Source organism: Afifella sp. YEN Y35 (genome assembly GCF_047553465.1).
GTDB classification, from domain to species: Bacteria; Pseudomonadota; Alphaproteobacteria; order Rhizobiales; family Afifellaceae; genus Afifella; species Afifella aestuarii.
Genome location: NZ_CP180203.1, coordinates 1,957,284 through 1,977,163 on the forward strand (window position 1 = coordinate 1,957,284; position 19,880 = coordinate 1,977,163).

A 19,880-nucleotide genomic window follows, 5' to 3' on the forward strand; every position below is an offset into this window, starting at 1 on the left:
CGAACGGGAGATGGCGCAGGGAAAACCGCCTCGTAAATACGAAGTGCCGCTCCTATGTAATCGCCGCCACTTTTCGGAGGTTTTGATGCGCGCCCTTTTCGTCTTCCTTTTCGCCCTCTCTCTGACGGCCCCGACCTTCCGTGCCGCCAACGCCGAAGAGCCGGACCTCATTTTCAGGAAGTCGACCGTCTTCAAGCTTTTGACGCCCGATCATACGCTTGCGACCTACGGCATCGACGACCCCGTCGTGGAGGGTGTGGCCTGCCATTACACCGTGCCGGAAAAGGGCGGCATCGGCGGCCTCTTCAATGTCGTGGAAGAACTCTCCGACGTGTCGCTCGCCTGCCGGCAGGTCGGGCCGATCACGTTCAAGGAGAAATTCGAGCAGGGCGATGAAGTGTTTCGCCAGCGCCGCTCGCTGATCTTCAAAAAGATGCGCATCGTCCGCGGCTGCGACGCCAAGCGCAATGTGCTCGTCTATCTCGTCTATTCCGACAAGATCGTCGAAGGTTCCCCGAAGAACTCCACCTCCACCGTGCCGATCATGCCCTGGGGCAATTCCCCGGCACCGAAATGCGGCGACTGGCTGGAAGATTGAGACGGCTTTGACGCCAAATCCGCTTGTCTATAGCGCGGCCTGGATCGTTTCCGTCGGCAGATAAAGCGCAAGCGACGCAGGCGGAAATTCCACGAAACCATATTGTGCGTAGAAGCCCGCGGCCGAAGCTTCGATTGCATGGACGACGAGGCCGCGGCAGCCGACGATAGTGGAGGCCTGCAGCGTGCGCCGCATGGCATCACGCAGGAGGCTGCTGCCGATCTGGCGGCCGGCAAAGCGGCGGTCGACAGCGAGCCGCCCCAGCACCATCATCGGCATCGAGCTCGGGGCATCGCGCCGGAGCCTGGAGGGCAGATCTGGCCGCGTCACGGCGCCGGTCGCAAGGCAATAATAGGCAATGACCCGGCGTTCGAGGCAGACGACATAGGTCCGGGCGGTGCGCCCGTCGGCGCGGCGGGCGACATTCTTCAACCAAGCATCGAGTTCGGGGCGGCGACAGTCGAATTCCTGGGCGTCATCCTCTGCCGTGATCGGCCTAGGCGCACACGGCCTTTCCTCGACCAAGGCCGCTCACTCATCCCAGGGGGCACGGCGCGCCATCAGCGCCTTCAGCTTGGCGTTCGGCGGCGGCGGATTGTCGAGGACGGCGCGAAAGGCTTCGACGGCATTCTCGTCGAGCGAAAAAACGGTCTTGTCCAGAATGACGTCAATCGCGCGCGCCCGCGCGGTTTCGAGAACGAATTCCGTGCGGGTCTTGCCGCTTGCCTCTGCGGCGCGGTCGATCAAGCTCTTGTCAGACGCCGGCAGGCGCAGATTGATCGTCGCGCTGGCGGGGCCCCTGCGGGGTTGTGCGTCTTTTGTCTGTGAACCTGCCATGGATCGCACTCGCAACCGTGTCCCAACATCATCTCACCTGGCACCCATGTAATGACAATGTCAACACAGATCTAGCGCTGCAGCGAGCTGATCAGAACGATGCCGACGGCACCGCCGAAGCGGTCGGGCTTCGAAGGCATGCTCTGTGCTGTCACCACGGATGCCGAGATCAGGCCGACACAGGCGAGTGAGAAAAGAATGCGCGTCATCGTTGCCTCCAGCGTTGAAGCCAGAGGTATCAGGGCGGCTTTGAACCCGGCCTGTTCCGGCCGTTCAGCCACTATTCAGATCGATGAAGCGTTTCTGACCGCACCCGCTCTTGTCGCGGTCCCACGCGGATCGCCGCCGCCACCAGGATGGCGAGCGTCACTGCGTTGAAGACGTGCCAGAAATAGTGCGTGCCGATCGGCAGTGTCGCGCAGATCGGTTGATCGGTCATGCGCAGGCACAGCGACAGGGCGAAGACGCCGGCCGCGGCGAGGATCAGGCGCGCAGCCGGGTGTCCCTCACGCCAGAGAAGGAGGCCAACGCCGAGCATGGCCAGAAGCGCCGGCGCATAGCCGGCTGAGCCACCGAACAAGGGCCGCAGAAGCGGCTCGACCGCGAAAGAGAACGCGACAAAGGCGAGAAGCGCCACGATCGTCCGCAGCCAGGAGAGCCCGAAAAAGCGGCGGAGAGCGAGACCGAAATAGACATAGATGAAGACCGAGATCGGGACGACATCGGCCATCACCGACCAGCGATTGGCGAAGGTGTGGAAGAGAAAAGAGCCAATGCCGATGGTCGCGACGAGCACAATCAGCGAGAGGGCCGGGCCGTCCTCGCCGCCCGCGCGCTGCCAGCGACGGAAGGCCCAGAGGGCCGCGATCAAAAACGCGATGTTGGAGATCGCATTGAGCGGCTCCGCCCAAAAACTCGGGTCGGTGCGCTCGCAATAGATGTCGATCGGCTCGGTCCAGTTCATGGCGCGAAGCTAGTCGGTCCGCGCCGGACGCGAAACGGGTTTGGCATCACCTTAAGCCTTCCACACCTCCACTCTTGACCAAAACGCACGCCTCCGCGATAAGCGCAGCCATGAACGGCGACCGCGCGCTCTTCAGCGCCATCTGCATCTGCGGGATTATTATCGACTAGCGACAATCGCTGGTCAGGCCGTTCTCGTCTGAAAATTCCGCCACGAGTAACGCCCGGCCAGCCGGACGGGATACTCATGGCTGAACACGACATGGCTGACGGCGACACGCTCAACCAAGACAGCGCCTTCCGCGGCCTCAAGCTGCACAATACGCTGACGCGCAGGAAAGAGGATTTCTATCCTCTCGATCCCGACAATGTGCGCCTCTATGTCTGCGGACCGACGGTCTACGACTTCGCCCATATCGGCAATGCACGGCCACTTCTCGTCTTCGACGTCTTGTTCCGGCTTCTGCGCCAACTCTATGGCGCCGACCACGTCACCTATGTGCGCAACATCACCGATGTCGACGACAAGATCATCGCGCGCGCTGCGGCCGAATATGGCGAGCTTCCCTTGAACGAGGCGATCCGCAAGGTGACGGAAGTCACCGAGCGCCAGTATCACGAAGACGCGGCCGCCCTTGGCGCCCTGCCGCCGACGCACGAGCCGCGGGCGACGGAAAACATCGAAGAGATGAAGACGATGATCGACGAGCTCATCGCCAAAGGCCACGCTTATGTGGCCGAGGATCATGTCCTCTTCGACGTTTCCTCGATGCCGGATTACGGCGCCTTGTCGAACCGGCGCCTCGACGAAATGCGGGCTGGTGCCCGCGTCGAGGTGGAAGCCTATAAGCGCGACCCGATGGATTTCGTTCTGTGGAAGCCGTCGGACGAAGGCGAGCCCGCCTGGCCCTCCCCCGGCGGTGTCGAGCGGCCCGGGCGCCCCGGCTGGCACATCGAGTGCTCGGCCATGTCGGCACGCTATCTCGGCACGACCTTCGACATCCATGGCGGCGGTCTCGACCTCATCTTCCCGCATCATGAGAACGAGATCGCGCAATCGCGCTGCGCCCATGGCAGCGCGGCGATGGCGCGCTACTGGATGCACAACGGCTATCTGCAGGTGGAAGGCGAGAAGATGTCGAAATCGCTCGGCAATTTCATCACCATCCGCGACGCCGTCAGCGAATGGCCGGGCGAAGCGATCCGGCTCGCGATGCTGACGACGCATTACCGCGCGCCGCTCGATTTCACCCACGACAAGCTCTCCGCGGCAAAGCGCACGCTCGACCGCTGGTACGGGTATCTCGGCGACATCGAGGCCTATGCCGGCGGCGCCAATACGCTTCTCGATGGCGAGGGCTCCGTCGGCGCCGCTCTCAAAGACGACCTCAACACGCCGGAGGCGATCGCTCTCCTCCACCGCATCGGCGAGGGTGTCGCCGACGATCACGAGGGCGAGGAGAAGGCGCGCTTCAAGGCAGCGCTCAATCTTCTCGGGCTCGGTCAGCTCAGCGAAACAGAATGGAAAAGCTGGCGGCCGAAGGCGATGGCGCTCGGCGAGGACGAGATCGAAGAGCGGATCGCCGCACGCGCGGCCGCGAGAGCCAACAAGAACTGGGCGAAAGCCGACGAAATCCGTGACGACCTCGCAGCCAAAGGCATCCAGCTCAAGGATCAGCGCGATCCTGCAAGCGGCGAACTCGTGACCAGCTGGGAGATCAAGCGATGAACGATCCGCGCGGGCTCAGAACACTCTATCCGCCGATCACGCCTTACGCGTCGGGCACGCTCGATGTCGGCGACGGGCATTCCGTCTACTGGGAGATCTCCGGCAATCCCGAAGGCAAGCCGGCCGTGTTTCTGCATGGCGGACCGGGCGGAGGCTGCTCGCCGGCGCATCGGCGCCTCTTCGATCCGGAGCGTTACCGCGTTCTCCTCTTCGATCAGCGCGGCTGCGGCCGCTCGCGTCCCCATGCCGAGCTTGAAGCCAACACGACCTGGCATCTCGTGGAGGATATCGAGCGCTTGCGCGCCGTGATGGACGTGGAAGAGTGGCTTGTCTTCGGCGGCTCCTGGGGGTCGACGCTCGCGCTCGCCTATGCGGAGACGCATCCCGAACGCGTCACCGAACTCGTGCTGCGCGGCATCTTCACCATGCGCAAGGGCGAGATCGACTGGTACTACCAGAAGGGCGCGTCGCTGATCTTTCCCGATCGCTGGGAGAAATTCGTTGCGCCCATTCCGGAAGACGAGCGCGACGACTTCGTCGCCGCCTATCGTCGCCGGCTGACGCATGAAGATCGTGCCGTGCGGGTCGAAGCGGCGCGGGCCTGGAGTGTTTGGGAAGGCTCCACGATCACGCTCCTGCCGGACGAAGCCGGCATTTCGCGCCACGACCAGGCCGATTACGCGCTCGCCTTTTCACGCATCGAGAACCATTATTTCAGCCATCTCGGCTGGTTCGAGGAAGGCCAGCTGATCCGGGATGCGCACAAGCTCAAGGATATTCCGGGCGTCATCGTGCAGGGCCGCTACGACATGGCCTGTCCCGTGCAGACCGCCTGGGAACTGCATCGTGCCTGGCCGGAAGCGGATTTGAAGATCGTCGAAGGAGCCGGCCACGCTTTTTCGGAGCCTGGCATCCTTCACCATCTCGTCGAAGCAAACGATCGCTTTGCAGGAAAGCTCAGGTGATGAGCAACTTCGCCATAAGGGAGGCAGAGAGATGCCCGGAGAAACGATGAGCGGCGGCTGCCAGTGCGGCAGGGTGCGTTTTCGCGTGACGGGACCGCTCGGGGCCGGCTCCATCTGCCATTGCCGCATGTGCCAGAAGGCTTTTGGCGCCTTTTATGCTCCGCTGGTGGCGGTAAAGCCCGACACGCTTGAATGGACGCGCGGCACGCCGGCCTATTTCCAGAGCTCCAACCATGTGCGGCGCGGGTTCTGCAAGGATTGCGGGACGCCCCTCACCTACGAGGCGCCGGACGGTATCGCGCTCGCCATCGGCGCTTTCGACGAACCTGCGAAGATTCCGCCCAAAGTGCAGTTCGGGCTCGAGGCGAAGGTTCCTTTCGTCGATCACCTTGCAGAACTTCCCGGCCATCGCACCGAAAACGATCCCGAAGCTCCGGCCTTTCTCGCCGACATCGTTTCCTATCAACACCCCGATCACGACACGAACAGCTGGCCCCCGGAAGGAGGCGCGCACCAATGACCAGAGAACGGCTCTACCTTTTCGACACGACACTTCGAGACGGCCAGCAGACGCCGGGCATTGATTTTTCCCTTGAGGAAAAGGCGGCCGTCGCGGCCATGCTCGATCGGCTCGGCGTCGATTATGTCGAGGGCGGCTACCCGGGCGCCAATCCGGCCGATACGGAGTTTTTCCAGCGCCGGCGGACGCATCGTGCGGTCTTCACCGCCTTCGGCATGACCAAGCGCGCCGGCCGGTCGGTCGACAACGATCCCGGCATACAGGCTCTCCTGCAGGCGGATTCGGCGGCGATCTGCTTCGTCGCCAAGAGCTGGGACTATCACGTGCGCGTCGCGCTCGGCGCGACCAACGAGGAAAACCTGCAAGGCATCCGCGAGAGCATCGCTGCGGCGAAAGCCGCCGGACGCGAGGCGATGCTCGATTGCGAGCATTTCTTCGACGGCTTCAAGGCGAACCGCGACTACGCCCTCGCCTGCGCCAAAACGGCGCTCGATGCCGGCGCGCGCTGGATCGTGCTGTGCGACACCAACGGCGGCACGCTGCCTGACGAAATCTCGGAGATCGTCCGGGACGTCACCTCGGTGGTGCCGGGCGATAAACTCGGCATCCATGCCCACAACGACACCGGCAATGCGGTAGCGAATTCGCTTGCGGCCGTCGATGCCGGCGTTCGCCAGATCCAGGGCACGCTGAACGGTGTCGGCGAGCGCTGCGGCAATGCGAGCCTCACCACCTTGATCCCGACCTTGATGCTGAAGCCCGCCTATCACGAGCGCTTCGAGATCGGGGTGACGCGCGAGGCGCTCGCCACGCTGACCGACGTATCGCACGCCTTCGATGAAATCCTGAACCGCACGCCCGACCGACAGGCGCCTTATGTCGGCGCGTCGGCCTTCGCCACCAAGGCGGGCATCCATGCCTCGGCGATCGTCAAGGAGCCGGAGACCTACGAGCATGTGAAGCCCGAGGAGATCGGCAATCGCCGCCGCATGCTGGTCTCCGATCAGGCCGGTCGCTCGAATCTTCTTGCCGAACTCGCCCGGTTCGGCCTCGAGGTCGACCGCAAAGATCCGCGCCTCGACGGTCTCCTCGCCGACATCAAGGCGCGCGAGGCAGCGGGTTACGCCTATGAGGCGGCCGATGCCTCGCTGGAGCTTCTCGCCCGCCGGCGTCTCGGCCATGTGCCGGCCTTCTTTGAAGTGGAAGGTTTTCGGGTCGATGTGGAGCGCCGCTACAATGCCGTCGGCGATCTCGTCACCGTGTCGGAAGCCGTCGTCAAGGTGAAGGTCAACGGCGAGCGGCGCATGTCGGTGGAGGAAGGCAACGGTCCCGTGAACGCGCTCGACCGGGCGCTTCGCAAGGATCTCGGCGATCTTTCCTCGGCCATCGAGGATCTCGAACTCGTCGACTTCAAGGTGCGTATCCTCAATGGCGGCACGGAGGCCGTGACCCGAGTTCTCATCGAAAGCCGAGACGGGGAAGGCAATCGCTGGTTCACCGTCGGCGTTTCGCCCAACATCATCGACGCCTCTTTCGAAGCGCTTCTCGACGCCGTGGTCTTCAAGCTCGTGAAGACCATGCCGGAAATGCAGGCAGCAGCGGAATAACAAGCGCCGGCGCGGCGGGCATGCCGCCGCGCCACGCATTCTCCCCTATGATCAAGGCGTTGCTGGAGCCGGACCTGGCAGCACCAGATGCAGCATCATGGTGATGGGCGAGGCCGCTCCCATGACGATCGCCGTCGCCAGGCACAACAGGATCCAGACGAGGATCAGCCAGTGCTGCTTGAGCTTCATCCGGCGCGCCGACAGCCAGATGGTGAAATTGCCGATCACGCCGACGAGCGTGACGAGATAGGCGAAGAAGAGCTGCAGCCCCGGGCCGGCGAAATCGCCATAGAGACCCGCGAGGATCGCAAGCGCGGGTACGATCAGAAGATTGAGGATCAGAAAGCCGCGCCACAACTGGGCGGCATTCGCAAACAGTGGCGGTCGCTCGCCCGTTTCACTCATATCCGCTTCACCTCCTGTTCGATTGCCCCGAAGCACGACTGGCCGCGCGGATCCACCATTTCGATATGGACCACATCTCCGTCCGTCAGAAACCGCGTATCGGGATGGCCATAATCGACGGTTTCCATCATGCGCATCTCGGCGATGCAGGCATAGCCGTTGCCGCCCCAGGAAATCGGCCGTCCTGGTCCCCGCGCGGGATCGCCGTTCGACACCGCGCCCGCACTGATCAAGGAGCCGGCCGGAAGGCGCCGCGTGCAGGCTGCGTGGGCGATGATCTGTCCATAGTCGAAAGCCATATCGAGAGCCGGATTGAGGTCGCCGAACCGGCGCGTGTTGATGGTGACGAGAAGCCTGCCGGCCAGCTTGCCCCCCTGCCATTGGCGGCCAAATTCATCGGGGGTGACAGCGATCGGCGCAAAGCTTGCTGCCGGCTTCGATTTGAAGAAGCCAAAGCCTTTGGCAATCTCGCTGGGCACGAGATGGCGCAGGGTGATGCAATTGACGAGGGCGATCAGCTTGATGTGGCGGAGAGCTTCCGAGGCGCTCACCCCCATCGGCACATCGTCGGTGATGACGGCAAGGCTCGCCTCGAAATCGAGGCCGAAGCCGCCGTCGAGTTCCAGCGCCTCTTCCGGCAGCATAATCGGTTCGCGCGGCGCCAGAAAACGGCTGGACGCGCCCTCCGAGATCAAGGGATCGACCCAGAAGCTTGCCGGCATGTCCTCGCCGCGGCCCCCATGCATGAGTTCGAGGTGGCGCGTATAGACGGAGGCCTCGGCCCATTGATAGGCGCGCGGCAGCGGCGCAAGGCAGTTCGCCTCCACGAGAGGCCGGCCCTCGCTCTGACCGATATCGAGCCTGACGGCGAGCGCCCGCAATTGCGGCTCCGCCTCCTGCCAGCGATCGAAAGCTTCCTGCATCGTCCCGGCGATGCCACCAGCAGGCGTGTAGCGGCGGTTGTCGGCGGAGACCACGACAAGGCTTCCATCCCGGCTGCCGTCGTTGAGCGTGGCGAGCCTCATCGCGCGCTATCCCCCGTCTCTGCGCCAAGTCGGATACCGAGGTCATCGCCGCGCAAGGTCAATGCTCGCGCCGCAACCGTTTTGGCCACATGGTGGTCCTCACCCCGCGATCTCACTCGGCATGCCGACCACCCGTTCTCGCCGTCTTTTCCTTCCGATGTCGGCGCGAACAGGCCTTTCCCCGCATCTCACCTAGGCCATTCACGCGCAGTTCAGGTGACGTCTGCTAAGTTTGGCCAATCTTTGAGAATTATAAAGTACCCAGGTAGGTCGGAGACAGGCATTGCGAAAAGCAGCCAGTTTGATCACGGCGTCTTTTGCCGCCGCGGTTCTCGTCGCAGCGACGCAACCTGCCGATGCGCTCACCTGCGAGGGCCTCGAAGCGGAGCTTGCGCGGCTGGAAAGCCAGGCGGCGACACCCGATCCGCGTGCGCAGGAATACCGAGAGGCCTGGCAGGAGCAGGCGGCCGTTCTGCAACAGGCCGAAGACCGGGCGGCGGCAGCCGGCTGCCTTGGTGGCGGATTTCCCTTCGCGGAAGGCCCGGCATCGCGCCAGTGCGCCGACATGATCGGGCAGATGCAACGGATGCGCGCCAATCTCGACAGGCTCGAGGCGCTTTCCATGCGCTATGACCGCCCGCAGGATCTGCGCAGGGCCGACCGCGTGCGCGAGCTTCTCGTCCGGCGCGGTTGCGGCATTGAACCCTTCATGGCGCGGGAGCCTGTCTATCCAGAGCCCGCGCCGGGCATCCCCGAGCCGACCTTCGCCCCGTCTTTCGGGGGCAGCTACCGCACATTGTGTGTGCGCCGCTGCGACGGCTATTATTTCCCGATCAGCTTCGCCACGACGGCCGAGCGTTTCGCGCAGGACGAGGCCGCCTGCCAGTCCATGTGTCCGGGCGGCGATGCGGAGCTCTATTATCAGCCAAGCGGCGACGACAATCCGGCCAATATGATGTCCTTGTCGGGCGAGCCTTACGCGGCCCTGCCCAATGCGTTCGAGTATCGCAAGGAAGTGAGTGCCGCCTGTTCGTGCCGGAACGGCGACAGCAATTTCTCCATCATCGCGACGCCGCGCCCCGACGCGGCGCCTGGCGCGCAGCCGCAGATGTCGCGGCCCGAGAGCCTGCCACAGGCACGTCCGGACGCCCCCGATATCGCGACCTTGCGCGGCCCGTCCAACCCCAACGCGGAAGAGCCATCCGAGGACGGCAACGACACGCCCACAACGGCAACGGAAGACACCGCGCCCGCAGGACCGGATACGGCGGCGCAGACGCCATCCGAAAACGAAGAAGGTACGGGAAGCGGCGGCTCGGAGCCTGAAAACGGCGATACGAAGGAGACGGCTGCGAAGACCACTTCCACACCGGACGAAGACCTCTCCAGCTCAGGCTCCGGCAAGGCCGCAACCGGCAAGAGCGACGAGGCTACGGGGTCTCAGTCCCGGAGCAAGGTGCGCATAGTCGGGCCAGTGTATTGGGGCGGCCCAAAAAAGGAAGGAGTTCTCGTAGCTCCGGTCCAGAAGTAGCGCCCGTCAGCGCGCGGCGAAGCGGCAGGAAAAGCCCCTTGCCGCGCCGGCCGGTCTTCTCTTTCACGGCCTGCGTCCAGGTTCCCCAGGAGGTCTCGTCGAAGGGTTCCTCGGGCAGCAGTTCAGCCGCTTGCCGCAGGAAGTCCGCATCCTCCGGCTCGATCGCCGGCTCGATGGGATCGCGCACGACCCGCCACCAGAAGGCGGCGTCGGCGAGCTTTTCAATATTGCCCTGGACGGCATGCCAGAAGGTTTCGCCGCCCTTGACGCCCGCCTCCTCCAGCCGTTCCGACACGGCCTCATAGGGCAGATGCGCAAGGATCCGTGAGTTGAGGTTCTTCAACTCGCCGACGGAGAAGCGCGCCGGCGCGCGGTTCACCTTCGTCGGATCGAAAAGCGCCACGAGCTCGGCAAGGTCGTTCACCGGCTGCACCGACTGGCCTGTGCCAATGAGGCTCGCATAGGCGGCAAGCGCCACCGCTTCGATGCCATCGCGACGGAGCGCCGCCAGAGACAGAGATTCGTAACGCTTGGAAAAGCCCTCGCCCGCCTCCGTCTGCAACAGGTTGTGGTGACCGAAGGCCGGCGGCGTCGCCTGAAGCGCCTCGAAAAGCGCAAGCTGCACGCCGGTGTTGGTCACATGGTCGTCGCCGCGCAGGACATGGGTGACGCCCATATCGCGATCATCGACCACGGAAGGCAGCGTATAGAGAAACGTGCCGTCGCCGCGCACGAGCACGGGATCGGACAGAGACGCAAGATCGACGGATTGCGGGCCACGGAAGACGTCTTCCCAGCTCCGCTCGGTGCGCACGGTCGCGAACGGGTCGTCGGAGAAATTCGGCAAAAGAAACCGCCAATGCGGCTGTCTTCCCTCCGCCTCGAATGCTGTCCGCTCTTCGTCCGTCAGCTTCAGCGCCCGGCGGTCGTAGACCGGCGGCAGGCCGCGGCCGAGCCGGCGCTTCCTTTGCCGCTCCAGCTCTTCCGGCGTCTCATAACAGGGATAAAGCAGCCCGGCGGCCTTCAGCGCCTCGGCCGCCTCTTCATACGATGCCAGCCTGAGTGACTGACGCTCGATGCGGTCCGGCGAAATCCCGAGCCAGGCGAGATCCTCCTCGATCGCATCGGCGAATTCGCGCGTCGAGCGCGCCTCGTCGGTGTCGTCGAAGCGCAGGATGAACTTTCCGCCCTCTTTCTGGGCGAAGAACCAATTGTAGAGCGCAGTGCGGGCGTTGCCGGCATGAATGCGGCCGGTCGGCGACGGCGCGAAACGAACGATCGGAGAAGCCATGGCGAGGGGACTTAGCTTTTCGCCCGCCAAGGCGCAATCGCGACGAAAGCTGTTCTGACCTGCAAAGGGCGTGAAAGACTATTCCGCGTCCTCGTAGGAACGCTTCGGCCCTTCGATCGCGAGGCGGTCTTCATCCGTCTCGTCGTCATGCTTCGAGCGGCGGCGCGCCTCTTTCATACGTTCGCGGATCTCCAGCATCGCACGGATCCGCTCGACCCGGTCGATCCTGGAGGCCGTCACCTTCATGTCGCCCGACATTTCCGTCTCCCGGTCACGCCGCCCCGACCCTCGAGCTTGGGGCGGAAGGGCGATGACGAAGCAAACGATGCAGGCAAAAGATAGATCTGATCCTGCCGTTGCACTCTAATCGGGGAAGCTTGCGCGAGGCTTGCAGCAACCGCTGAGGAACCACAGCGATCTTGCTTTATCCACGCCCCATTTTGATTTTGAACAATTCAAGATAGCGCGAGTTGTATTCCGTGCGCGAGCATTATCGCGACGACATTTGAGAGCGAGAGGAGATCAGACGATGTGGAGCCGTAGCCTATATCTTGCCGCAGGCCTCCTCGCCGCGACCGCTTCGTCCGCTTTCGCCGATGCGTGCACCGACCCGAATGCCCCCTGCCCGGTCGACGAGCGTCTCGACATGGCCGGCATCGACAACCCCGCCGAGGCGCGCGACTTCGTGAGCCATTTGCAGGAGGCGACGCGCTCAGACGATCATGACGCGCTCGCCGCCATGATGCGCTACCCGCTGAATGTCTACGGGCCGGACGGTGCCCAGACCTATGCCGATCGCGACGCGTTTCTCGCCGCCTTCGACGACATCTTCACGCCCGGCGTGCGTTCGGCGATCGAAGATGCGAGCTACGGCGCGCTCTTCATCCGCGATCAGGGCGCGATGATCGGCAATGGCGAAGTCTGGTTCGACAAGAGCGACGGAAAAATTCTCGTCAAGACGATCAACCCGCCGGGCTGACCCGAGGCGAGCCCTCACACCGCATCGCGCCAGCCGTTGACGATCGGATAGCGCCGGTCGCGGCCGAAGTTCTTGGACGAGATTTTCACGCCGGGTGCTGCCTGCCGCCGTTTGTATTCGGCGATATAAAGAAGCTTCTGCACCCGCTTCACCGTATCGGCCTCGTAGCCCTTTTCGATGAGTTCGGCGGCGCTTTCCTCGCGCTCCACCAGGCCCTGAAGGATGCCGTCGAGGATCTCGTAAGGGGGAAGCGAATCCTGATCCTTCTGCCCCTCGCGCAACTCCGCCGTCGGAGCCTTGTCGATGATGTTCTCCGGAATGACGACGCCCTCGGGCCCGAGAAGCCCCTCGGGGCGGTTGTCATTGCGCCAGCGCGACAGGCGGTAGACCTCAGTCTTGTAGAGATCCTTGATCGGGTTGAAGCCGCCGTTCATGTCGCCATAGAGGGTCGCGTAGCCGACGGACATTTCCGACTTATTGCCCGTCGTCACGACCATGGAGCCGAACTTGTTGGAGATCGCCATCAAGAGCGTCCCGCGGACGCGTGACTGGATATTCTCTTCCGTCACGTCCGAGGGATGGCCGGCGAAAAGCTCCTCCAGCATCCGGTCGAAGCCCTCGACCGCCTCGGCGATCGGCACGATGTCATAGCGCACGCCGAGCGCCTCGGCGCATTCCTTGGCGTCCTTGAGGCTCTCCGACGAGGTATAGCGGTAGGGCATCATCACGCAATGCACGCGCTCCGGCCCCAGCGCATCGACGGCAATCGCGGCACAGATCGCTGAATCGATGCCGCCGGAAAGCCCCAGCACCACGCCCGGAAAGCGGTTCTTGCTGACGTAATCCTTGAGGCCCAGAACGGAGGCGCGCCAGTCGGCCGTCATCTGGTCCGACAGCCGCGCCATCGGGCCTTCACGGCATGTCCAGCCCGCGTCGCTGCGCTCCCAGAGGGTGAGCGCCACGGATTCCTCGAACTGCGGCATCTGAAAAGCGAGCCGACGATCGAGCTCGAAGCCGAACGAACCACCATCGAAGACGAGTTCGTCCTGACCGCCGACCTGGTTCAGATAGATCATCGGCAGGCCGGTTTCGACGACGCGCTCCAGGGCCACCTGCATGCGCACGTCCGGCTTGATGCGCTCGTAGGGCGACCCGTTCGGCACGATCAGAAGCTCAGCCCCCGTCTCGGCCAGACATTCCGTCACCTCGTCGGTCCAGATGTCCTCGCAGATCGGTATGCCAAGGCGCACGCCGCGAAAGCCGATGGGGCCGGGCAGCGGGCCCGCATCGAAGACCCGCTTTTCGTCGAAGACGGCGTAATTGGGCAGGTCGACCTTATGGCGCAGACCGATCAATTCGCCGCCATCGGCAAGCGCCACGGAATTATGAAGGTTGCCGTTGTCGCGATAGGGAAGCCCGATGAGAATTCCGGGGGCACCATCCGCCGTGGCCGCCACAAGTTCATCGAGTGCCTCCAGGCAGGCATCCTGGAAGGCCCGGCGAAGCACCAGATCCTCCGGCGGATAGCCGGAGAGGAAGAGCTCGCTGTAGACGATGAGATCGGCACCCGCTTTCGCGGCCTCGCCGTGCGCCTTCAGCGCCTTCTTCAGGTTGCCGGAAACGTCACCCACGATCGGGTTGAGCTGCGCAAGGGCGATGCGCAGAGTGTCGGTGGTCATGAAGCCCCTCTCCCTCTGACCCCTGTCAGTTAATCCCGCGGCGCTTCAGCAGCAATGGCTGAAACGGTCGAACGGTCAGGAGCCCGCGAGACGAGGGGCCGGTCGGGAGCGTGACCGAGGTCGGCAGGATCAGTGCAGCCAGCCAAAGCGCTCGATGACGGCAACCGCCCAGATGAGCCCGCCAAGGGACAGTGCAAAAAACACGGCAGCGGATGCGATGTCCTTGGTCACACGGATCGCCTCGTGATGCTCGGGCGTCACGTGGTTGCACAGGCGCTCGATCGCCGTGTTGAGGAGCTCGACCGTCAGGATGAAGAAGAGCGAGCCGACCATGGCAAGCCAGATCCACGGATTGCTGGCAATGAAGAAGGAGAGCGGCACGCCGATCGCGAGCACGGCCATCTCCTGCTGCACGGCCGCTTCGGTTCCGATCGCATTCTTCAAGCCGCGCATGGAATTCGAGGACGCCGACATGATCCGCTTCAGCCCGCCCTGTCCGGGAAGGGCGGCCTGGCGTTTGCCGTTTCCAGCGACGGAATCGCGGCCCTGTCTCGGCGTCTCGTTCACGGGCATCTCACCTCGGCTATGTCGACTACTCGGCTTAATCGCGACCGTCGAACTGCGGTTCCCCGGCAGCTATCTGGTAATAGTCGCCCTTCTCCGCCACAAAAACATGCGCTTCGGTCTTAAGACCCGTCTCGCCGTCGAGTGCTCCGGCGGAAAAAGCCACGTCTTCACGGCCCTTTCCTTCAAAGAAGAGAAGCGATCCGCACAATTCGCAGAAGCCACGGCGGGCCTCCGCCGTGGCCTGATACCAGCGCACATATTCCGTGCCGACGATCTCCATGTCGGCCTTCCTGGCCGCACTCGTCGCCCAGAAATGCCCCGATTGCTTGCGGCACTGGGTGCAGTGGCAGGAAACGACCTGGCGCACTTCTCCGGAAACGGAGAAGCGCACCGCGCCGCACAGGCAGCTGCCGGAAAGTTCGGTCATTCAGGCCGAAGCGCGCTGACGCGCTTCGCGGCTCATCCGGTCCTTACGCAGCAATTCGGCAATCAGGAAAGCCAGCTCCAGCGCCTGATCGGCGTTGAGGCGCGGATCGCAATGCGTGTGGTAGCGGTCGGAGAGATGCTCCACCTCCACCGGACGCGCGCCACCCAGGCATTCCGTCACGTTCTTGCCGGTCATCTCGATATGCACGCCGCCGGCATGGCTTCCTTCCGCCGCGTGGATGGCGAAGAAGCTCTCCACCTCGCCGAGGATCGAGCTGAAGGGGCGCGTCTTGTAGCCGTTCGCCGCCTTCACCGTGTTGCCGTGCATCGGGTCGCACGACCACACGACTTTGCGGCCCTCGCGCTCCACCTTGCGGATGAGCTTCGGCAGGTACTTGCCGATCTCTTCCGAACCGAAGCGGGTGATGAGGGTGAGCCGGCCCGCCTCGTTCGTCGGGTTCAGGATATCGATGAGCCGCAACAGCCCGTCGGCATCGAGCGAGGGACCGCATTTCAAACCGATCGGGTTCTTCACGCCCCGGCAAAATTCGATATGCGCATGATCCGGCTGGCGCGTGCGATCGCCGATCCACAGCATATGACCCGACGTCGCGTACCAGTCGCCGGAGGTGGAATCGACGCGCGTCAGCGCCTGCTCGTAACCCAAGAGCAGCGCCTCGTGGCTGGTGAAGAAATCCGTCTGGCGCAGTGAAGGCGTCGATTCCGCGTCGAGCCCGATCGCATGCATGAAGCCGAGCGTCTCGCTGATCTGATCGGCGAGCGCCTGGTAGCGGGAGGCCTGCGGGCTGTCCTGGATGAAGCCCAGCATCCATTGGTGCACATGCTCCAGATTGGCGAAGCCACCCTGGGCGAAGGCGCGCAGAAGATTGAGCGTCGCGGCCGACTGCCGGTACGCCATTTCAAGGCGCATCGGGTCCGGCTGGCGCACGGCATCTTCGAACTCGATGCCGTTGATGATGTCGCCGCGATAGGTCGGCAGCTCGAGATCGCCCTGCTTTTCCGTCGGCGCGGAGCGCGGCTTGGCGAACTGGCCGGCGATGCGGCCGACCTTCACCACCGGCGAACGGCCTGCAAAAGTCAGAACCACGGCCATCTGCAGGAAGACACGGAAGAAATCGCGAATGTTGTCGGCGCCATGCTCGGCAAAGCTCTCGGCGCAATCGCCGCCCTGCAAGAGAAAAGCGCGCCCCTCGGCCACTTCGCCGAGATGCCGCTTCAGCTTGCGGGCTTCGCCTGCAAAAACGAGCGGCGGATAGGCGGCAAGGCGGCCCTCGACACTGGCGAGAAGCTCAGGATCTGGATAATCCGGCACCTGCTCGATCGGCCGGGATCTCCAGCTCGACGGCGTCCACTTCGTTTCCATCGCACCAACTTTCAAAAAGACGGCCCATATGGCCGGAACCCCGGTCCTCGTGACCGGCGGCAGTTCGCCGCAACGCTATCGCCCCTTAGGCCTTGAGCGTCAACCCAAGCGATCGCGACCCGCGACGCCGATACGCGGTATAACGGTTTGGTTGTGCTTGCGCCGAGGCCGGCGAGCCCGCACAATCCAAGGATGGATCGCGACGAACCACGCTTCACCATCGGTATCGAGGAGGAATACCTCCTCGTCGACAAGACGAGTCGCGATTTGTGCGTCGACCCGCCGGCCGAACTTCTTGCCGCCTGCCAGGAAACTCACGGCAATTCGGTGGCGCCGGAATTTCTGCGCTGCCAGATCGAAGTCGGCACGCCCGTCTGCGCCGATTTTCCGGCTGCACGAGCCGCCCTCGCCGAGCTTCGTGGCACGATCGCCGAAGAGGCCGACAAATACGGCCTCGCCCCGATGGCGGCCTCCACGCACCCCTTCGCCAAATGGCGGGACCAGCGCGCCACCGACAAGCCGCGCTATCGGGAAATCGCCGAAAGCCTGCAGGTGGTCGGCCGGCGGCTCATCATCTGCGGCATGCATGTGCATGTGGGCGTCGAGGACGACGAGCTGCGGATGGATCTGCACAATCAGCTCGCGTATTTCCTGCCGCATCTTCTTTGTCTCTCCACCTCCTCGCCGTTCTGGCAGGGGCGCAAGGCGGGGCTCAAATCCTTCCGTCTTACCGTTTTCGATGCTTTGCCGCGTTCCGGCCCGCCGGAGCGTTTCTCGTCCTTCGGCGAGTTCGAGCGCTTCGTCTCCGTTCTGACGGGCGCCGGCGTCATCGAGGATGCGACCAAGATCTGGTGGGACCTCCGCCCCTCGGTGCGCTTTCCGACGATCGAGATGCGGATCACCGATGTGTGCACCCGTCTCGACGATGCGATCGCGATCGCCGCCACTTTCCGCTGTCTCGCCCGCATGCTCTGGCGCCTCAGGCGCAAGAACCAGCGCTGGCGGCATTATCCGATGACACTCATTGCGGAAAACCGCTGGATCGCGCAGCGCCACGGCGCGGCCGGGAACCTCATCGATTTCGGCCGCGGCGCCGTCGTCCCGTTCGTCGACCTCGTCGGCGAACTGATCGATCTCATCGCGGAAGACGCCGACCATTTCGGCTGTACGTCTGAGGTGGAGCGCATCCGCGCCATCGCCTCGGGCGGCACCAGCGCCGACAAGCAGATCGCCACCTACGAAAAAGCTCTGAAAGATGGTGCGAGCGAAGACGAGGCACTCAAAGCCGTCGTCGACCATCTCGTTGCCGAAACACTCATCGGCTGCCGCCCGGCGCGGCCGGGCGACAAGACAGCGGAAATGTCGGTCATGCCGCGACCGCATCTCTGACCGGCCCCGCATAGGCGGTTTCCAACCGTCTCTGGCCGATTTTCTTGCCTTCCGGGCCTCTGATCAGACCGCCTCCGATTTTCCCTCCTCAAGAGGGTTTCGCATCGGAAGCGATCTCTCCTTCACGACGCGTGTCAGCCCGTCACCGCAATGGCGTCTGCTGATGCTGCACGAGCTTCCACCTGTGATCGTGGCAGCGATAGGTGGAGCTGCAATAGGCCCGGTACGGCGTGTCACCGTCACGATGGCCCTCCGCCTTGTAGGCGAGCACCAGCGTGTCGGCGTCGGGGCGGGCGATCTTGCAATCAGCAAAGTCGACCGATGACCAGCGCGGCGCGTGGCGCAGCGCATCGCGTGTTTCCATCGCCGGCATCACGCCCATACCCGGAAACACCATCAGGCATTCGTCGTCCATAAGAGCGTCGAAAGCCTCAGATCCTTCCAGCCAGAAACGTTTCTCGCCAGACCATACTTTCACATCGTCCATCATTGGCTATGCCTCCCAGGTTTCGGCCGGCTCTTATGGCCAGCTCTCCGCATCGTCTTTTATACAGAAGAGCCTTCAAACATAGAAGTTCTTCTATGTGTATAACACTAAAGCGAGATCTTCGTTGCACCGGCGGCGGCAATGGCTTCGTCGACGCGCGCGTGTTGACGCTCGTCCAAAGAGAGTGCGCGCGGATAGCGCGGGGCAGCGCGGTCATCGAGGATCGGCACATGCCAATCCGCCGTCGTCTCCAGAAAATGCGCAATCCCCGCCTCGCCATAGACAGCGTGAAAGCCCGACAGCACCACGTCGAGATAAGACAGCATGATCGGATTGTCGGCGTCACCCGGCCGCCCGTACTCTTCATGGCCGACATAGAGATGCGGGTCGGGCCAGCCTTCCGGACGCCCTGCAAGCCAGGTCACGGCCTCTTCGGAGGGGGCCACCACGTCATATTGCGCCTCGCGCCGGTCGAGCGCCGGGCGTTCCTCGTGCGGCAAGGCCACGATCGCACCCCAGATCTCGCAGCCCGCATCTGGCACCACCGTCAGCGTGCAGCGGCCGCCATAGCTCGAGGCGCCGGAATGGCGCCAGGCCCGTCGCCAGCCGCGGAGCTTGCCGGGCACGGCGACGACATCCGGGATCAGCGTCGCGGCATTGACGAGCGAGCCGTAGCCGAAACAGGTGAACACAGTTCTCTCCTCCAGGTGGTGATCTCGCATGGGCCGCCAGCCCTCGCTGGAGCATAAAGACGCAGGGCCGATCCCGTCTGCCGTCTGGCTTTTCGCGTGGAAATCCTCAACTTTAAAGCGTGACTGGCGCCCGCCTCAACCAATTCCAAAAAACCCCGCAACGCTGAAACATCTTGAACGATACCGATATGTGATATCATATGAAACTTAGCCGAAGACACCGGGTGACGATCAAGGCAATCTTCTCGGAGCCTCTTCAAGCGGGGCTCGCGTGGCGCGACATCGAAGCAGCCCTGCGCGCCCTCGGAGCGGAGATCACCGAGGGTCAAGGCTCGCGCGTGCGGGTCGCACTCAACGGCGTTCGTGCGGTCTTTCACAGACCACATCCGCAGAAGGAGACTGACAAGGGAGCCTTGCGTTCGGTTCGGCGTTTTTTGAGCGAGGCGGGAGTTCGGCCATGAACATGATGCATTACAAAGGCTACGAGGCCGTCGTGAACTTCGATGAAGACGCCGAAACCTTCCATGGCGAGGTCGTCAATCTGCGCGACGTGATCACATTCCAGGGCAATTCCGTCGATGAACTCAAGACGGCGCTCGAAGAGTCTGTGGAGGATTACCTCACCTTCTGCCGGGAGCGCGGGGAAGAGCCTGAACGCCCCTATTCCGGGCAGTTCGTCGTCCGCGCCGAGCCGCGCCTGCATCGCGAGCTCGTTTCGGCGGCAAGGCGTGCTGGTGTCAGCCTCAACAAGCTCGTCACCAGCGTCCTCGAACGCGCCGTCACGGAGTGAACCAGCGCGGCTTTCA

Annotated in this window: 24 protein-coding genes; 10 read left to right on the forward strand and 14 right to left on the reverse strand. The window is 63.5% G+C overall.

Going from position 1 to position 19,880, the window contains the following annotated elements:
* Window positions 1-85 precede the first annotated feature (85 nt).
* A complete protein-coding gene (locus tag ACK8CP_RS09225; RefSeq protein WP_414834095.1) occupies window positions 86-598 on the forward strand; it encodes a CreA family protein in 513 nt (170 codons plus the stop codon).
* A 27-nt stretch (window positions 599-625) separates the two neighbouring features.
* Here the strand turns inward: ACK8CP_RS09225 and ACK8CP_RS09230 are convergent, their stop codons facing one another.
* The 4 genes from ACK8CP_RS09230 to ACK8CP_RS09245 form a co-directional block, all read right to left on the reverse strand.
* Window positions 626-1,030, reverse strand: a complete 405-nt coding sequence (locus ACK8CP_RS09230) for a GNAT family N-acetyltransferase (RefSeq protein WP_414834096.1) — start codon at window positions 1,028-1,030, stop codon at window positions 626-628.
* A gap of 99 nt (window positions 1,031-1,129) precedes the next feature.
* Window positions 1,130-1,435 (reverse strand): DUF1778 domain-containing protein, encoded by a 306-nt coding sequence (locus ACK8CP_RS09235; protein ID WP_414834097.1) that lies wholly within the window; start codon window positions 1,433-1,435, stop codon window positions 1,130-1,132.
* A gap of 71 nt (window positions 1,436-1,506) precedes the next feature.
* Complete coding sequence (locus ACK8CP_RS09240; protein ID WP_234630727.1) at window positions 1,507-1,644, reverse strand: hypothetical protein; 138 nt, start codon at window positions 1,642-1,644, stop codon at window positions 1,507-1,509.
* Window positions 1,645-1,715: 71 nt separating this feature from the next.
* Window positions 1,716-2,399 carry a ceramidase domain-containing protein gene (locus ACK8CP_RS09245; protein WP_414834098.1) on the reverse strand — a complete coding sequence of 228 codons (684 nt, stop codon included), beginning with the start codon at window positions 2,397-2,399 and terminating at the stop codon, window positions 1,716-1,718.
* A 246-nt stretch (window positions 2,400-2,645) separates the two neighbouring features.
* On the opposite strand from ACK8CP_RS09245, the gene cysS reads away from it, so the two are divergent.
* The 4 genes from cysS to cimA are packed head-to-tail and all read left to right on the forward strand — an operon-like array spanning window position 2,646 to window position 7,219.
* Window positions 2,646-4,127 (forward strand): cysteine--tRNA ligase, encoded by a 1,482-nt coding sequence (gene cysS / locus ACK8CP_RS09250; protein ID WP_414834099.1) that lies wholly within the window; start codon window positions 2,646-2,648, stop codon window positions 4,125-4,127.
* A complete protein-coding gene (gene pip / locus ACK8CP_RS09255; protein ID WP_414834100.1) occupies window positions 4,124-5,092 on the forward strand; it encodes a prolyl aminopeptidase in 969 nt (322 codons plus the stop codon). Before cysS ends, pip begins: the two co-directional genes overlap by 4 nt.
* A gap of 31 nt (window positions 5,093-5,123) precedes the next feature.
* Complete coding sequence (locus tag ACK8CP_RS09260) at window positions 5,124-5,612, forward strand: GFA family protein (RefSeq protein ID WP_414834101.1); 489 nt, start codon at window positions 5,124-5,126, stop codon at window positions 5,610-5,612.
* Window positions 5,609-7,219 carry a citramalate synthase gene (gene cimA / locus ACK8CP_RS09265; protein WP_414834102.1) on the forward strand — a complete coding sequence of 537 codons (1,611 nt, stop codon included), beginning with the start codon at window positions 5,609-5,611 and terminating at the stop codon, window positions 7,217-7,219. Before ACK8CP_RS09260 ends, cimA begins: the two co-directional genes overlap by 4 nt.
* A gap of 51 nt (window positions 7,220-7,270) precedes the next feature.
* Here cimA and ACK8CP_RS09270 read toward each other — a convergent pair whose 3' ends face one another.
* Both ACK8CP_RS09270 and ACK8CP_RS09275 read right to left on the reverse strand, forming a co-directional pair.
* On the reverse strand, window positions 7,271-7,624 hold the full coding sequence (locus ACK8CP_RS09270) for a hypothetical protein (protein ID WP_128292933.1): 354 nt from the start codon (window positions 7,622-7,624) through the stop codon (window positions 7,271-7,273).
* Window positions 7,621-8,649 (reverse strand): fumarylacetoacetate hydrolase family protein, encoded by a 1,029-nt coding sequence (locus tag ACK8CP_RS09275; RefSeq protein ID WP_414834103.1) that lies wholly within the window; start codon window positions 8,647-8,649, stop codon window positions 7,621-7,623. Before ACK8CP_RS09275 ends, ACK8CP_RS09270 begins: the two co-directional genes overlap by 4 nt.
* 301 nt (window positions 8,650-8,950) lie before the next feature.
* On the opposite strand from ACK8CP_RS09275, the gene ACK8CP_RS09280 reads away from it, so the two are divergent.
* Window positions 8,951-10,180: a DUF2865 domain-containing protein gene (locus ACK8CP_RS09280; RefSeq protein WP_414834104.1), complete on the forward strand. Its 1,230-nt coding sequence runs from the start codon at window positions 8,951-8,953 to the stop codon at window positions 10,178-10,180.
* Here the strand turns inward: ACK8CP_RS09280 and ACK8CP_RS09285 are convergent.
* Both ACK8CP_RS09285 and ACK8CP_RS09290 read right to left on the reverse strand, forming a co-directional pair.
* Entirely contained in the window at window positions 10,080-11,471 is a 1,392-nt protein-coding gene (locus ACK8CP_RS09285; RefSeq protein WP_414834105.1) for a glutamate--tRNA ligase, read from the reverse strand. The genes ACK8CP_RS09280 and ACK8CP_RS09285 overlap by 101 nt on opposite strands.
* A gap of 78 nt (window positions 11,472-11,549) precedes the next feature.
* The gene (locus tag ACK8CP_RS09290; protein WP_128292923.1) at window positions 11,550-11,729 is read right to left on the reverse strand and encodes a hypothetical protein; all 180 of its coding nucleotides are present in this window, start codon (window positions 11,727-11,729) and stop codon (window positions 11,550-11,552) included.
* Between the two features lie 271 nt (window positions 11,730-12,000).
* On the opposite strand from ACK8CP_RS09290, the gene ACK8CP_RS09295 reads away from it, so the two are divergent.
* Window positions 12,001-12,450: a hypothetical protein gene (locus ACK8CP_RS09295; RefSeq protein ID WP_414834106.1), complete on the forward strand. Its 450-nt coding sequence runs from the start codon at window positions 12,001-12,003 to the stop codon at window positions 12,448-12,450.
* 14 nt (window positions 12,451-12,464) lie between these two features.
* Here the strand turns inward: ACK8CP_RS09295 and ACK8CP_RS09300 are convergent, their stop codons facing one another.
* The 4 genes from ACK8CP_RS09300 to ACK8CP_RS09315 form a co-directional block, all read right to left on the reverse strand.
* Window positions 12,465-14,129: an NAD+ synthase gene (locus ACK8CP_RS09300; protein WP_414834107.1), complete on the reverse strand. Its 1,665-nt coding sequence runs from the start codon at window positions 14,127-14,129 to the stop codon at window positions 12,465-12,467.
* A gap of 129 nt (window positions 14,130-14,258) precedes the next feature.
* On the reverse strand, window positions 14,259-14,696 hold the full coding sequence (locus ACK8CP_RS09305; RefSeq protein ID WP_414834108.1) for a diacylglycerol kinase: 438 nt from the start codon (window positions 14,694-14,696) through the stop codon (window positions 14,259-14,261).
* 34 nt (window positions 14,697-14,730) lie between these two features.
* Window positions 14,731-15,123 carry a GFA family protein gene (locus ACK8CP_RS09310; RefSeq protein ID WP_234630714.1) on the reverse strand — a complete coding sequence of 131 codons (393 nt, stop codon included), beginning with the start codon at window positions 15,121-15,123 and terminating at the stop codon, window positions 14,731-14,733.
* Complete coding sequence (locus ACK8CP_RS09315; RefSeq protein ID WP_234630713.1) at window positions 15,124-16,506, reverse strand: class II 3-deoxy-7-phosphoheptulonate synthase; 1,383 nt, start codon at window positions 16,504-16,506, stop codon at window positions 15,124-15,126. It lies immediately after the preceding gene.
* A 192-nt stretch (window positions 16,507-16,698) separates the two neighbouring features.
* On the opposite strand from ACK8CP_RS09315, the gene ACK8CP_RS09320 reads away from it, so the two are divergent.
* Complete coding sequence (locus tag ACK8CP_RS09320; protein ID WP_414834109.1) at window positions 16,699-17,895, forward strand: carboxylate-amine ligase; 1,197 nt, start codon at window positions 16,699-16,701, stop codon at window positions 17,893-17,895.
* Window positions 17,896-18,037: 142 nt separating this feature from the next.
* On the opposite strand, the gene ACK8CP_RS09325 is transcribed toward ACK8CP_RS09320, so the two are convergent.
* Both ACK8CP_RS09325 and ACK8CP_RS09330 read right to left on the reverse strand, forming a co-directional pair.
* Window positions 18,038-18,385, reverse strand: a complete 348-nt coding sequence (locus ACK8CP_RS09325) for a DUF4440 domain-containing protein (RefSeq protein WP_234630711.1) — start codon at window positions 18,383-18,385, stop codon at window positions 18,038-18,040.
* Between the two features lie 104 nt (window positions 18,386-18,489).
* Complete coding sequence (locus ACK8CP_RS09330; RefSeq protein ID WP_414834110.1) at window positions 18,490-19,104, reverse strand: gamma-glutamylcyclotransferase family protein; 615 nt, start codon at window positions 19,102-19,104, stop codon at window positions 18,490-18,492.
* A gap of 170 nt (window positions 19,105-19,274) precedes the next feature.
* On the opposite strand from ACK8CP_RS09330, the gene ACK8CP_RS09335 reads away from it, so the two are divergent.
* On the forward strand, window positions 19,275-19,535 hold the full coding sequence (locus ACK8CP_RS09335) for a type II toxin-antitoxin system HicA family toxin (RefSeq protein WP_414834111.1): 261 nt from the start codon (window positions 19,275-19,277) through the stop codon (window positions 19,533-19,535).
* On the forward strand, window positions 19,532-19,864 hold the full coding sequence (locus ACK8CP_RS09340; RefSeq protein ID WP_414834112.1) for a type II toxin-antitoxin system HicB family antitoxin: 333 nt from the start codon (window positions 19,532-19,534) through the stop codon (window positions 19,862-19,864). Before ACK8CP_RS09335 ends, ACK8CP_RS09340 begins: the two co-directional genes overlap by 4 nt.
* The last annotated feature ends 16 nt before the right edge of the window (window positions 19,865-19,880 follow it).